The organism is Streptomyces sp. NPDC039462, assembly GCF_055639375.1.
In genome coordinates, this window is record NZ_JBVKAO010000002.1 from 1,310,139 (window position 1) to 1,322,698 (window position 12,560).

Below are 12,560 nucleotides of genomic sequence, written 5' to 3' on the forward strand. Positions count from 1 at the left end.
GTAACGTCACCCCGTTCGACATGCCCCTCGCCCCACCGGGAGCCGACCGTGAACCGCCGAACCGTGCCCGTCACCGCCGCGCTCGCCGCGACCGCAGCCCTGCTCCTGACGGCATGCGGCAGCGACTCCGGTTCCGGTTCCGGTTCCGATGACACCATCAAGGGAGCGGATCAGAGCGAGAGCGTGGAAGCACCGGAGCTGAAGGCTTCCCCCACCGCTTCGGCCAAGGTCGCCGACTTCGGTCTCCCCGATGACATCAAGGTCGAGATCGAGTCGAATGCGACCGGTGACAAAGCAAAGGACCGGATCCTCGAGGAGCAGGCCGAGGCCCTCATGGCCCGACAGCGGCTCTATGTGGACCTGGACCCCAATTCCCGTCTCCTGACTCGCTATTACGCCGGTGAGGCTCGCGAGTTCTACACCTCGGAAGTCACGAAGGCGAAGGCACAGGGACGCAGCATCACCGGGACCTACCGGTACTACGACCGAAAGGTCGAGAAGAACACCGACGACCTCGCGATCGTGACCTACTGCGAGGACCGCTCCAAGGCGTACGCCAAGGACATCAGGTCCGGAAAGACCCGGAAGACGGAACCGACTCCCGAGGACTTCATCCGCAACACCGCGACGCTCCGGAAGACAGAGCACAACACCTGGTTGGTCCAGTCGTTCCGCGGCGAGACGGCGGCGAAGGAGTGCCAGCAGTGAGGGGGTGGCCCACACCGCGTCGGTCTGCGGCATGGCAGCTCTGCTGGTGCTCGGATTCGGGGGTGGAAGGTGACCTGGACCGACTCGCGGACCCCGATCGCCCGCGGCAACTGGCGGCGCTGTCTGTCGGCCTCTCCACCTTCGAACAGGACGTCACGGTCCAGGGGGTCCAGTCGGTCAACCGCTGACCTCCAGCCCGTCGGGCCACTACATCCGCGCGTCACGACACGGTGACAGTCGGCCAGAATGCGGCAACTTGTCCCGCTGTCGGCCCTGGCGGAACGGAGGACCCCGCGGTTAACGTCGGCACGCTGAAGACACCCTCGCCCCACCGGGAGCCGACCGTGAACCGCCGCACCATGCCCGTCACCGCCGCGCTCGCCGCGACCGCAGCCCTGCTCCTGACGGCATGCGGCAGCGGAGACGACGGTGAGTCGAAGGACAAGGACAAGATCGCCGGAGCCGACGCGAACTCGGCGAAGCCGAAGAAGTCGGCGGATCCGTCAGGAGCCCCCGCCGCCGACAAACCGGACGGCGTGGACGTCTCGCTGCCGAAGAGCATGAACCTCGTCTTCGACTGGGACAAGCCGGAGGACAAGAACGAGGCGGCGGCGATGAATGACGCCGCGAACTTCTTCCGAGCCATCTACCGGGGTGTCGACAAGCGCACGGTCAAGGACGCGTCCGTGACTGCCTACTCCACCGGCGACGGGCTCCATTACGCGAAGACCCAGATCGACGGCTGGCTCGACGGCGGGTGGACGGCGGACGGCACCTTGCGCCACTACCGGGCGACCACCCGGTCCGCGGCGAATGGCGATTCGGTCGAGGTTGCGTTCTGTGCGGACGCAAGCAAGTTCTACGGCAAAGAGATCAAGTCCGGGAAGGTTCTGAAGACCGAGAACAGCATCAAGGATTTCGACTACTACAAGATCGTAATGGTCAAGCACCCTACGGGGGACGGCCTTTGGCAGGCAAGCAAGGTGTTCGTCGAGACAAAGGCGGAGAAGTGCCGGTGAACATATCGCGGCGCGCGGCCATCACTACCGCAGCCCTCACCCTCGCACTCAGCACTCTCGTCCTCACCGAGGCCGCTTACGCGGGGAAACCGGTGGGCTCCGGCAAGGGCGCCAACACGGAAGCCCAAGGCGGCAGCGACAAGTCCGGGAACGGCATCTACGCCGCCGCTAAAGTCCAGTACTCCGGAGCAGTCGCCAAGGGCGGCGGCAGCGGCAACGTCGCCTCGGCCGACGTCAACTGGAACCCGCCCCCCTGCTGGTACGCCCCGACCTACGGCGCCAAGGAATTCAAGAAGAAGATGTCCAAGGAGCTCAAGGACGCCGCGAGCGCGCCCGGGATGTCCGGGCACGCGGGTGCGGCGATCAATGAGCTCCAGCGGCACTACGAGGACGACTACGGCTGGACGGACACTCCCGGCTACAAGGACTACAACGTCGACAAGGACGGCGAGGGGATGTTCTGGGCGGCCGTCGAGAACCCCGACGAGCCGGACATTCTGAAGCGAACGTCGTGCAGTGACATCCCGTTCTGGGTCGAGAACGGCGAAGCTCCGCCGCCCCAGTACGAGGAGGCCATCTCCCCGGAGATCCTCGCGGCCCTCGCCTACCAGCACATGGAGCTCCCGAAGACCAAGGTCACCCTCGCGCCCGACGGCACCACCAAGGTCAAGCTGCCCACGTGGGCGTGGCTCGACAAGGCCGAATTCGACGAGGTGAAGGCGACCGCGGCCATCAACGTCCCCGGCTTCAACATCGAGGCGACGACGACCGCCAGGCCCAAGTCGCTCACCCTCGACCCCGGAACCGAGGACGCGACCACTCTCCCCGCCAACGGCGAATGCCCCATCGCCGACGGCAGGATCGGCGAGCCCTACGCGAAGGGCAAGGCCAAGGAGACCCCGCCCTGCGGCATCGTCTACGGCCGCTCGTCGGGCGGCGCCACGTTCCCCCTGAAGGCCTCCCTCACGTGGGAGATCAGCTGGACGGGCACGGGCCAGGACGCCGCGGTGGGCATGCCCGACGGGAAGATCGAGGCGGTCCAGGACGTCACCGTCGAGGAAGTCCAGTCGATCAATCGTTGACCAGCGCCTCCCCTCACGATGAGGGGAGCTCGCAGATCGTCCTTCACTCCACCCACGACAGTGAGCCCGCGATCGCGTCGCACAACCGCTCCATCGGACCTGCCATTCCGATGAGCGGTGCCGCGAAGGAAAGCAACATGTAGCCCTTCGCACCCGGAAGTTGGGCGTGGAGGTCGAGGGTCGTCGGTCCAAGGACACGTACGGCAGGGCCTGCGGGGAGGTTCACCACCGATATCCGGCGGCGGGGGCTTCCCTCGTCGGGTTCTCTGAGTTCGAGCCACGCCGCGTACTTGTGCGGGTCCGCAGGTTTCGTTCCCAGGGGCATCAGCGACACCAGGAGCGATGCGGGCATACCACCGTCCTGTGCAGTCGTCAGCAGGAAGAATTCCATGGCCCCCCGCGCCCGCCCGACCTCCGCGGTGTTGCGGAGCGAAGCCCACACCTTCCGGGTGAGGTCCGGGGAGACGCGGCGCCCCTCCGCCTGCCGGTCCACGAACGTCTTGAGCGTGCGGCGCCAGCGGTCCTGCGTGAGGTCGATGCGGAACCACTCACGGGGAACCAGGAGCCGGTAGTCCCTCGGGACGGCCGCTTGCGGCACGGCGTCGGTCTCCGGTGCGTTCGTCACCCTGGCATCACCACGGGAGATCCCTGGTCGTCGAAGAAGCGGACGCTCTTCACTATGCCGGCGAACATGGCGGAGAAGGTGTCCCACCCTTCGGCGGTCGGGGTTCCCATCTCCAGGACCAGAGCGGTTCCGTTGTTCACCGGGATCTGGACCTGTATGAAGGAGGTCTGGATGGCTTCGGGCTCTCCGGACTGGGTGAGGTTGCCGTCGACCGTGGCCGAGCGGCTGCCGACGCACGTCACCGCCGGGCCACAGGGCAGCGATACCTCGCTCACCTCGCCGATGTCCAGGTGCCGCATCGTGGTGGCGATGAAGCCGGCGGGGCGGCGTCCGGCCCTTTCGTCCAGGTCGGTCATGCTGACGTTGACCGTCGCGGTGCAGCGGACCCCTTCGACCTCGGTCGTGACGAAGCCGGCGTACTGAATGCCTGCCTCGATGAATTCGTCGTAGTTCAGCGCACACATGACGGCCCACTGAATCTGTACTTCCTCGTCGGCGCCGGGCAGCGAGGTCGCCGCGAACTCCAACAGCTGGTCCGCGAGTTCGTCGGTGTCCTCGGCCTCGAAAGGCAGTTCAAGGAACCCTTCGGGCATGACCCAGCGGGCCTCTATGCCCTCGTCCCCCGTGAGGCTGAGGTGCGCCTCTTCGGCAATGTCAGTGGCCATCTGAACTTCCATTCTCGGACTGCCCGTCCTCATCCGCCTCGGGGCGGAATTTCGCCGCGAAGGGGTACGGGCCGTAATGCGGGTAGTGCGTCGGCACCTCGGCCCCTCCCCGGCGGGCCAAGTGCGCGATCTTCCGGTATGCGTGCGCCCGGGCACGCAGGTACTGGCGGGCCGGATCGCCCCAGTGCGAGGCGGCGCTTCGTACGAAGAAGAAGAGCTGTACCGCCACGACGACTCCCGCGATCGCCAGATAGGCCGTGCGGGAAGTGGAGGTTTCCCAGTACTGGGCCACGCCGCCCCAGTACGTCACGGCTCCGAAGCCCACGAGTGCGAGAGGCATGCCGTGCGCGAAGCCCGCCCGGAACATGGCCACCTCGTCCTGGTGCCGACGGCGCAACAGCGCGAGCACCGCCTGGTCGTCCAGGAAGTCGAACCGGAGTTCCTGACGGGCCTCCTCGGCGGCGCGCCTCGCCTCGGGAACGGCGGCGATCACTTCCCCGTCCACCAAAGTCACCACGTCGCCGCCCCTGCGCCCGATGAACTCCCGGGCGCCGAGCGGCTCCTGCCCACTGTCTGCCACGGTGGCTTCTTCTGCCGTCAGGCCGCGAGGGCCGCGTTGAACGGCTTCGGCGAGGGCCGGGGCGACGGGGACGGCGTGGGGGTGACGGCCGGCTTCTTGGGCGGTTCCTGGTACCCGGTCCGCTCGCCGTTATGGCCGTGCATCATTTTGTTCAGAGCACTGGCGAGGCCCGCTCCCTTGATGGCCGCCGTGATCTTCTTTCCGTCGAGGAGTTCCTTTCGCGCCTTCCGCCCCAGGATCTTGTTGGCAGTCTTGACCGCCACACCGTTCAGGAAGTTGTGCCCCACGCCGTCCAGAGCGCGCAGGCCGCTGAAGCGGACAGCCTTGAGCTTGGAAAGCCCCTTGAGGCCCTTGACCAGCTTGAAGCCCTTCAGTGCGCCGAGGCCGGGCAGCACTCCCAGCACGTCGGTGCCCAGCTTCATGAAGTCGAGCTTTCCGCCGCGCGCGACCATGTCGTACGCGTGTCCAGCCAGAGCGGCGGCACTGGTCACCACGGCGAGCGTCGCGAAAATCGGCACAAGGAACTGCAACGGCGGAACAAACGCACAGATCACAGCCAGAACGGACAGTACGGCCGATATGTTCGACAGCGCGTCCGCCCAGTCCGCGAGGAAGTTCATGAAGCCGCCGGGGTCCCGCACGTCGTCATGGTGCACGACGTTCTTGATGTGCTTGGCGGCCTTGTCTCCTGCCTCGTCGTAGATCTCGCGCGCCTCGCTGACCAGCTTCCGCGCGCCACCGATGCGGTGGAGGGAATCGGCTTCCTTCTCGACCCAGCGGTTGTACTCTTCCCTGTCCTTCGCGGGAATGTTGTTCATGGGGTACTTGTCGGTGAACTTCTTGACCTCGCGTTCGGCGATGTCGTGGTCCGCCTCGGCTTCGCGGTAGTCCCTCAGCGCCTTGTCCGCCTTCTTCTGCGCCCTGCGCATCTCGCTGGCGAACTCGTCCGAGCTTCCCTCGCGGACTTCCTCCCCGACGGCCTTGGCAGCCTCGTCGTACCGCTCGTACGCCTTCTTGAGCTTGTCCGCGGTGCCGCCCGCCATCTCGTGGAAGCCCCTGCCGGCTTCACTGTCCCAGCCCTCCACCGAGGAGAGGGCCTTGATGACCCGGGACTGCTCATCGATCATGTCTGCCATCTTGCGGAGCTTGCGGCCGAGTTCGGCCACTTCCTCCGGATCGCCCGGAGTCGGGTCGTCATGCCACAGCGGCGGCCAGTCACTGTCCGTCCTGCTCATTTCTTCCCCTTGCTCTGCGCCTTGGCGCCCCGTATCGCCTCGGCCAACTCATGATCGATCTTGTCGTACGTCTTGGCGGCCGTGGAAGTGAACTCGGCCAGCTTCTCGAGTTCCTTCATGAGTTTCTTCCGCGTCTTCTTCCAGGTGTCCCCGAATTCCGAGAAGGCATCCTTCAGGCCACCATGACCCACCGCATGCCCATACTCATCAGCGGGATTTCCGTTCCGCTCGAACTCGCTGTGAATCTTTCCCAGGTCTCGCGAACACTTCTTTATGGCGGCGAGATCCGCTTTTGTGTGGTCCCCCACGAGGACCACCCCCCTTCCGGCTGAGGCCGGCCGAGCGCCTGACAAGGGCGGTCGCGCCAGCCGATTTCTTCCTCCCGGGTACCACCCGGCACCCGATACGCTCTCGATTGCAGCAAGCCTGTTCCGTGCCGACGAGGAGAGTCTTGACGTGACATCCAGGGGCGACCAGCGCATGATCACCCAACGCCTCGGCATCCGGGCCGAAGCCGCGGGCTGGTGCACGATCGGCAAGATTCCCGATCCTCCGGCCGAGGTGCTCCGGGCAGCCGGTGAGCCGCGGCTGCGCCCGGCGGCCATGCCTCCGTTGGGCATGCTCGGCACGGCGCTGGCCGTACCTCTCCTGCCGTTCGTCAGCCTGCTGTCCCTCCTGGACCGTCTCCGGGAGTTCTTGTTCGAGAACAACGGAGACGAGAATCGGCGAGCGCGTGAGGACGAGGCGCGGCTCAAGATACTCGTCGACAAGCAGGGCCTCGACCGTGTTTTCGACGGCAACTGGAGCGGTGAAGCCGGGCAGTTCCTGCTGCGCTGGTACAGCCATTCCTCTCACCATCAGCGTTTCGTCGTCGCGACTCAGGACGAGATCGTCCTGGCCGCACCGCCGCGCCGCGTCTCTGTGGGGCGGGAGAAGCACATGGAGATCGTCGCCCGCCTGCCCGCCGGGACTGCCGAACTCGTCGACCCGTTCCACGGTGAGTTCCGGTCACAGCTGCTGCTGCTGAAGTTCCGTGACGCGTCCTGGATCCGGCTCACGACGGAGGAGTTCCGCAGCGAACTCCATATGCACGCGATTCGACAGCACGCGATTCAAGAGCCCCAGGCCGACAACTGACCGAGCGCACCGGGCACTTCTCACGCTGCGGTCGTGGCGCGGTGCCATTCCTCCAGCCGCGGCCGACGGGACGTTCGGGACACGGGGCAGGGCGTCGGAGCCGGCCTCCGACACCCCACTCCCCGTCGGCGTGACGCCGGCCGCCTACTTCCGCGCAGCCCGCCCCAGCTCGTCGTCGATCTGCTCGTACTTGTCGGCGGCGTTCGTCAGGTAGTCGCCCATGCCGTCCAGGCCCTCGAGGGTCTTCTTCGCGCCCTCGACGAAGTCGTCGAAGTTCTCGTCGAACGCCTTCGAGGCGCTCTTCGTGACGAAGCCCGTCTCGACGAGGTTCTTGATGTACTTCTTCAGGCCGTCCAGCTTCTCGTTGAGCTTGTCCTTCTCCTTGACGACGTGCTTCGCCGCGTCACGCATGTCCTGATATGTGACATCAAGGTCCTTGGCCATGAGGCTCTCTCCCTATCAACTCGCCGCAGGGCCAACCCCCGTGGCTCCTCTTTGCGGATGGTGCGATCTTCCGCTCGTGCGCCAGCAGCTTACGGGTGAGGTTGCCGGGAACGCAGCCCGGTTGAGTCACAGCTCTGCTATGAGCGAGTGCGAAGTGGTGGGCTTGGTTCCGGTATGGGGCAGGTGCGAGGACTGTGTGCAGGCCGTTGCCTGTGGGAAGGGGGGAGCGGATACCGTCGGGCGCGAGCGGATATCGTCAGGCGCATTGTTCAGCTCCGGGGAGGACGATCGTGCGCCTGACTCTGACCGTCGTCGATCCGTTCGGCGGGGGCTCCGCCGACGTGGTTCTCGACGCCGATCCCGAGTCCACCGTGCAGGACATCGCGGTGGAACTGGCCCGGCAGGTCGGCCGCGGCGGTGCGCAGATCATTCCGATCGGGCAGGGGCAGCAGGCGCCCGGCCGCGGCGCCCCGATGATCTACGTCGACGGGTACGCCGTCGATCCCACCGCCACCGTCGTCACCTCGCCGCTGCGCGAGGGCGCCGTCGTGAGCCTCGACGATCCCGCCGGGTGTCTGCCGGGTGAGCCCTCCGGGCTCGTCGAACTGCGCGTCGCGAGCGGGGCCGCCGCCGGCGCCGTGCACCGGCTCGGGATCGGGCGGTACGACATCGGCAGCGGGCCCGCCTCGTACATCCGGATCGACGATCCCGAGATGGCGTCGCGCGCCCTCACGTTGTCAGTTGCAACCGACGGGACCTGCCACGTCACCCTCCACGGGGGAGAGAAGGCGAAGGAGGGCGTCACCGTCGACGGGGAGCCCTTCGGTGTGGAGAAGGAGGAGCCCGAGCCGGCGGGGGCGGCCGTCCCGCCCGAAGGGGAGTCGCGGAAGGAGCGGAAGGCTCGGGAGAAGCGGGAGAAGCAGGCGCACAAGGAGTGGAAGGAGCGGCGGGACGCGCGGGTGAAGGCGCGGGCCAAGGGCCCGGCCGACACCGTCGCCTGGCCGCTCGGCGCCCAGATCGCGCTCGGCAACACCCTCCTGGAACTCGTCAGGTACACCCCTCCGAACGCCGCCCTCAAGTGGTCCGAGGACGGTGCCGGGCTCGACTACAACCGGCCCCCGCGGCTGCGCCCGCCCGAGCGCCAGACCTCCTTCCGGCTGCCCACCCCGCCCCGGGAGTACGAGGCGCGGCCGCTGCCGTGGCTGATGGCGCTGTTCCCGCTGGTCGGTGCCGTCGTCGCGGCGATGATCTTCGACCGCTGGTACTACCTGATCATGGCGGGGCTGAGCCCCATCATGCTGTTCGGCAACTACTTCATGGACAAGAAGCACGGGCGCAAGTCCCATGCGAAGCAGGTCAAGGAGTACAAGGAGACCAAGGCGCGGATCGAGAAGGACGCTCAGGACGCGCTGGTCGCCGAGCGGCTCGACCGGCGCAGCGCCGTGCCCGACCCGGCCACCGTGCTCGCGCTGAGCACCGGTCCGCGGACCCGGCTGTGGGAGCGACGGCGCACCGACGCCGATCACCTCCTCATGCGCTTCGGCACCGGGCGGCTGCCCTCCGAGGTCGTGCTGGACGACCCGGAGAAGGACGATCACCGGCGGCAGGTGACCTGGCACATCGAGGACGCGCCGGTCGCCCTGCCGCTGAAGGGGCTCGGGGTCATCGGCATCGCGGGGCCCGACGACTCGGCGACGGCCCTCGGCCGCTGGGCGGTCGCGCAGGCCGCGACGCTGCACAGCCCGATGGACGTGCAGTTCTACGTGCTGACCGAGGCCACGTCGAAGGAGAGCTGGGACTGGGTGCGGTGGCTGCCGCACGCCCGTCCTTCGGGCGGCCAGGACATCAACGTCCTCATCGGGACGGATGCCGAGACCGTCGGCGCCCGCATAGGTGAGCTGACCCAGATCCTCGACGCGCGCGTGAAGGCCATGGAGGAGAACAAGGGCCAGGGCGCGAACTTCTCCGATCCGGACATCGTCGTGGTGTGGGACGGGTCGCGGCGGCTGCGGTCCCTGCCGGGTGTGGTGCGGCTGCTGCGCGAGGGTCCCGCCGTGCACATGTACGCGCTCTGTCTCGACACCGAGGAACGGTTCCTGCCCGGCGAGTGCCAGGCCTTCGTGGTCGCCGAGCCGAAGCCGGATCCGATGCCGGACCCGAACGCCTACGCGAGCGGCATGGCCCCTCAGGCGCCCAGGGGTGCCTCGCACGCGCCCGCCCCGCCCCAGCAGGCTCCCGGTGGTTTCCCCTCCTTCCAGGCCTGGCACACCACCGCGCCCGACCCGCAGCAGGCCGATGCCCCGCGGGAGTTGAGGCTGCGCGTGGAGATGAGCGGGGCCGAGCGGCTGCGTGACGTGCGACCGGACTTCGTGACGCCCGCCTGGTGTCTGCGTCTTGCGCGGTCCATCTCGCCGCTGCGCGACATCAGCGGGGAGACCGAGGACTCGGCGCTGCCGGGCTCCAGCCGTCTCCTCGACGTACTCCAGCTGGAGCCGCCGACGTCCGGGGCGATCACCGCCAGGTGGCAGGCCGGCGGGCAGTCGACGATGGCCGTCATCGGTGAGTCGTACGACGGTCCCTTCGGCATCGACATGCGCAAGGACGGGCCGCACGGTCTCATCGCCGGTACGACCGGTTCCGGTAAGTCCGAGCTGCTGCAGACCATCGTGGCCGCCCTCGCCGTGGCCAATACGCCCGAGAACATGACCTTCGTCCTCGTCGACTACAAGGGCGGCTCCGCGTTCAAGGACTGTGTGAAGCTGCCGCACACCGTCGGCATGGTCACCGACCTCGACGCGCACCTCGTGGAAAGGGCCCTCGAATCGCTCGGCGCCGAGCTCAAGCGGCGCGAGCACATCCTCGCGGACGCCGACGCCAAGGACATCGAGGACTACCAGGATCTCGTGCGGCGCGACCCGTCGCACGCTCCCGTGCCTCGACTCCTCATCGTCATCGACGAGTTCGCGTCCATGGTGCGCGACCTGCCGGACTTCGTGACCGGTCTCGTCAACATCGCCCAGCGAGGCCGTTCGCTCGGCATCCACCTGCTCCTCGCCACCCAGCGGCCCTCCGGTGTCGTCTCCCCCGAGATCCGCGCCAACACCAACCTCCGCATCGCGCTGCGCGTGACGGACGGCGGCGAGTCCACCGACGTCATCGACTCCCCCGAGGCCGGGCACATCAGCAAGAACACGCCCGGCCGCGCCTATGTCCGGCTCGGGCACGCCTCGCTCGTGCCCTTCCAGTCGGGGCGCGTCGGTGGCCGCAGGCCCGGCGCCGCCGACCCGACGCTGCTCGCGCCCTGGGTCGACGCCCTCGACTGGTCGGCGCTCGGCCGCGCCTCGCTGGCGAAGCCGAAGGCGCAGGCCCGCGAGGAGGAGGAGATCACCGACCTGAAGGTCCTGGTCGACGAGATCATCGAGGCCAACCGGGTCATGGGCATCCCCGCCCAGCACAGCCCGTGGCTGCCCGCGCTCGGCGAGACCGTGCTGCTCGACGAGATCCCCGCGCCCGCGCCGCGCACGGCTCCCGGGGCGCTCACGCCCGCCCCGTACGGCGTCGAGGACCTGCCCGCCGACCAGGCCCGCCGCCCGGTCGTCGTGGACTTCGCGAGCTTCGGCCACCTGATGATCGGCGGCGCCCCGCGCTCCGGCCGCTCGCAGGTGCTCCGTACGATCGCGGGCTCCCTGGCGCGCACGCACTCCTGCGCCGACGTCCACCTGTACGGCATCGACTGCGGCAACGGCGCGCTCAACGCGCTGACCCGGCTGCCGCACTGCGGCGCCGTCGTCGGCCGCAACCAGACCGAGCGCGTGGTGCGCCTCATCAACCGCCTCAAGGGCGAACTCACCCGCCGCCAGGACCTCCTCGCCGACAAGGGGTACGCGGACATCGGCGAGCAGCGGGCCGACGCCGCCGAGGACGAGCGCCTGCCGCACCTCGTCGTGCTGCTCGACCGGTGGGAGGGCTGGCTGCCCACGCTCGGCGAGATCGACCACGGGTCGCTCACCGACGAGATCACCACGATCATGCGCGAGGGCGCGAGCGTCGGCATCCACATGGTGATGACGGGTGACCGGCAGATCCTGGTGGGCCGCATCTCCTCGCTCACCGAGGACAAGTACGGCCTGCGCCTCGCCGACCGCTCCGACTTCTCGATGCTCGGCATCCCGGCCCGCAAGGTCCCCGAGGAGATCGCGCCGGGCCGCGCCTTCCGCAACGAGAGCGGTACGGAGACGCAGTTCGCGCTGCTCTCCGAGGACTCCACGGGCCAGGGGCAGGCCGCCGCGATCGCCGCGATCGGCGAGCGGGCCGCGGCCCGGGACGCCGAAGTGCCGCGCCACCGCCGCCCGTTCCGCGTCGACACGCTGCCGAGCCGGATCACCTTCGAGGAGGCGTGGGAGCTCCGCGACCCGGAGGCATCGCGCTCGAAGCTGTGGGCGCTGGTGGGCATCGGCGGCGACGAGGTCATGGGGTACGGCCCCGACCTGGCGCAGGGCGTGCCGGCGTTCGTCATCGCGGGCCCGGCCAAGTCGGGGCGCTCGACGGTCCTGATGAACATGGCGCGGTCGTTCCGCGCGCAGGGTGTACGCCTGGTCGTCGCCGCCCCGCGCCAGTCGCCGCTGCGTGAACTGGAGGGCACCGAGGGCGTGTTGAAGGTGTTCACCGGCGACGACATCGACGAGGACGAGTTCGAGGAGCTCATCGACGAGGCGGACGCGTCACCGGACGAGCCGGTCGTCGTGCTGATCGACGACGCCGAGATCCTGGAGGACGCGGACGCGGCGAGCCAGTTCAAGCGGATCATCCAGCGCGGCGCCGACCTGGGCCTCGCCCTGGTCCTCGCCGGTGACGAGGAGGACGTGTGCAGCGGCTTCTCGGGCTGGCAGGTCGACGCGAAGAAGGGCCGCCGCGGCATTCTGCTGTCGCCGCAGGACAGCTCCAGCGGCGAACTCATCGGGCTCAGGATCTCGCGCAGCGTGGTCGGCGGCCCGGTGACGCCCGGCAAGGGCATGCTGCACCTCGGCAACGGCGAACTCGCCACGCTGACCACTCCGTCGTAGGC

Annotated in this window: 11 protein-coding genes; 5 read left to right on the forward strand and 6 right to left on the reverse strand. The window is 68.3% G+C overall.

Annotated features, from left to right (window positions below):
- The first annotated feature begins 48 nt into the window (after positions 1-48).
- From ACZ7LU_RS16580 to ACZ7LU_RS16590, 3 genes are all read left to right on the forward strand, one after another.
- A complete protein-coding gene (locus tag ACZ7LU_RS16580) occupies positions 49-708 on the forward strand; it encodes a hypothetical protein (RefSeq protein ID WP_471917006.1) in 660 nt (219 codons plus the stop codon).
- A 344-nt stretch (positions 709-1,052) separates the two neighbouring features.
- Positions 1,053-1,727, forward strand: a complete 675-nt coding sequence (locus tag ACZ7LU_RS16585; protein WP_471917007.1) for a hypothetical protein — start codon at positions 1,053-1,055, stop codon at positions 1,725-1,727.
- A complete protein-coding gene (locus tag ACZ7LU_RS16590; RefSeq protein WP_471917008.1) occupies positions 1,724-2,809 on the forward strand; it encodes a hypothetical protein in 1,086 nt (361 codons plus the stop codon). Before ACZ7LU_RS16585 ends, ACZ7LU_RS16590 begins: the two co-directional genes overlap by 4 nt.
- Positions 2,810-2,852: 43 nt before the next feature.
- Here the strand turns inward: ACZ7LU_RS16590 and ACZ7LU_RS16595 are convergent, their stop codons facing one another.
- The 5 genes from ACZ7LU_RS16595 to ACZ7LU_RS16615 are packed head-to-tail and all read right to left on the reverse strand — an operon-like array spanning position 2,853 to position 6,222.
- A complete protein-coding gene (locus tag ACZ7LU_RS16595) occupies positions 2,853-3,434 on the reverse strand; it encodes a hypothetical protein (RefSeq protein WP_471917009.1) in 582 nt (193 codons plus the stop codon).
- Positions 3,431-4,099 (reverse strand): hypothetical protein, encoded by a 669-nt coding sequence (locus tag ACZ7LU_RS16600; protein WP_470978956.1) that lies wholly within the window; start codon positions 4,097-4,099, stop codon positions 3,431-3,433. Before ACZ7LU_RS16600 ends, ACZ7LU_RS16595 begins: the two co-directional genes overlap by 4 nt.
- Positions 4,089-4,679, reverse strand: a complete 591-nt coding sequence (locus ACZ7LU_RS16605) for a hypothetical protein (RefSeq protein ID WP_471917010.1) — start codon at positions 4,677-4,679, stop codon at positions 4,089-4,091. Before ACZ7LU_RS16605 ends, ACZ7LU_RS16600 begins: the two co-directional genes overlap by 11 nt.
- Positions 4,680-4,696: 17 nt before the next feature.
- Positions 4,697-5,914: a putative T7SS-secreted protein gene (locus ACZ7LU_RS16610; protein WP_471917011.1), complete on the reverse strand. Its 1,218-nt coding sequence runs from the start codon at positions 5,912-5,914 to the stop codon at positions 4,697-4,699.
- The gene (locus tag ACZ7LU_RS16615) at positions 5,911-6,222 is read right to left on the reverse strand and encodes a type VII secretion target (RefSeq protein ID WP_468557187.1); all 312 of its coding nucleotides are present in this window, start codon (positions 6,220-6,222) and stop codon (positions 5,911-5,913) included. Before ACZ7LU_RS16615 ends, ACZ7LU_RS16610 begins: the two co-directional genes overlap by 4 nt.
- Before the next feature lie 148 nt (positions 6,223-6,370).
- Here ACZ7LU_RS16615 and ACZ7LU_RS16620 point away from each other — a divergent pair, with 148 nt between their 5' ends.
- Positions 6,371-7,051 (forward strand): hypothetical protein, encoded by a 681-nt coding sequence (locus ACZ7LU_RS16620; protein WP_471917012.1) that lies wholly within the window; start codon positions 6,371-6,373, stop codon positions 7,049-7,051.
- Between the two features lie 144 nt (positions 7,052-7,195).
- On the opposite strand, the gene ACZ7LU_RS16625 is transcribed toward ACZ7LU_RS16620, so the two are convergent.
- Positions 7,196-7,495, reverse strand: coding sequence for a WXG100 family type VII secretion target (locus ACZ7LU_RS16625; protein ID WP_127910200.1), 300 nt, complete (start codon positions 7,493-7,495; stop codon positions 7,196-7,198).
- A 290-nt stretch (positions 7,496-7,785) separates the two neighbouring features.
- Between ACZ7LU_RS16625 and ACZ7LU_RS16630 the strand changes: the two genes are divergently transcribed.
- Positions 7,786-12,558, forward strand: a complete 4,773-nt coding sequence (locus ACZ7LU_RS16630) for an FtsK/SpoIIIE domain-containing protein (protein WP_471917013.1) — start codon at positions 7,786-7,788, stop codon at positions 12,556-12,558.
- The last annotated feature ends 2 nt before the right edge of the window (positions 12,559-12,560 follow it).

What these genes read in the sequence shown, in the direction of transcription:
- ACZ7LU_RS16600 (WP_470978956.1), bottom strand. Translation starts at nt 4,099, where the DNA reads ATGGCCACTGACATTGCCGAAGAGGCGCACCTCAGCCTCACGGGGGAC.
- ACZ7LU_RS16610 (WP_471917011.1), bottom strand. Translation starts at nt 5,914, where the DNA reads ATGAGCAGGACGGACAGTGACTGGCCGCCGCTGTGGCATGACGACCCG.
- ACZ7LU_RS16625 (WP_127910200.1), bottom strand. Translation starts at nt 7,495, where the DNA reads ATGGCCAAGGACCTTGATGTCACATATCAGGACATGCGTGACGCGGCG.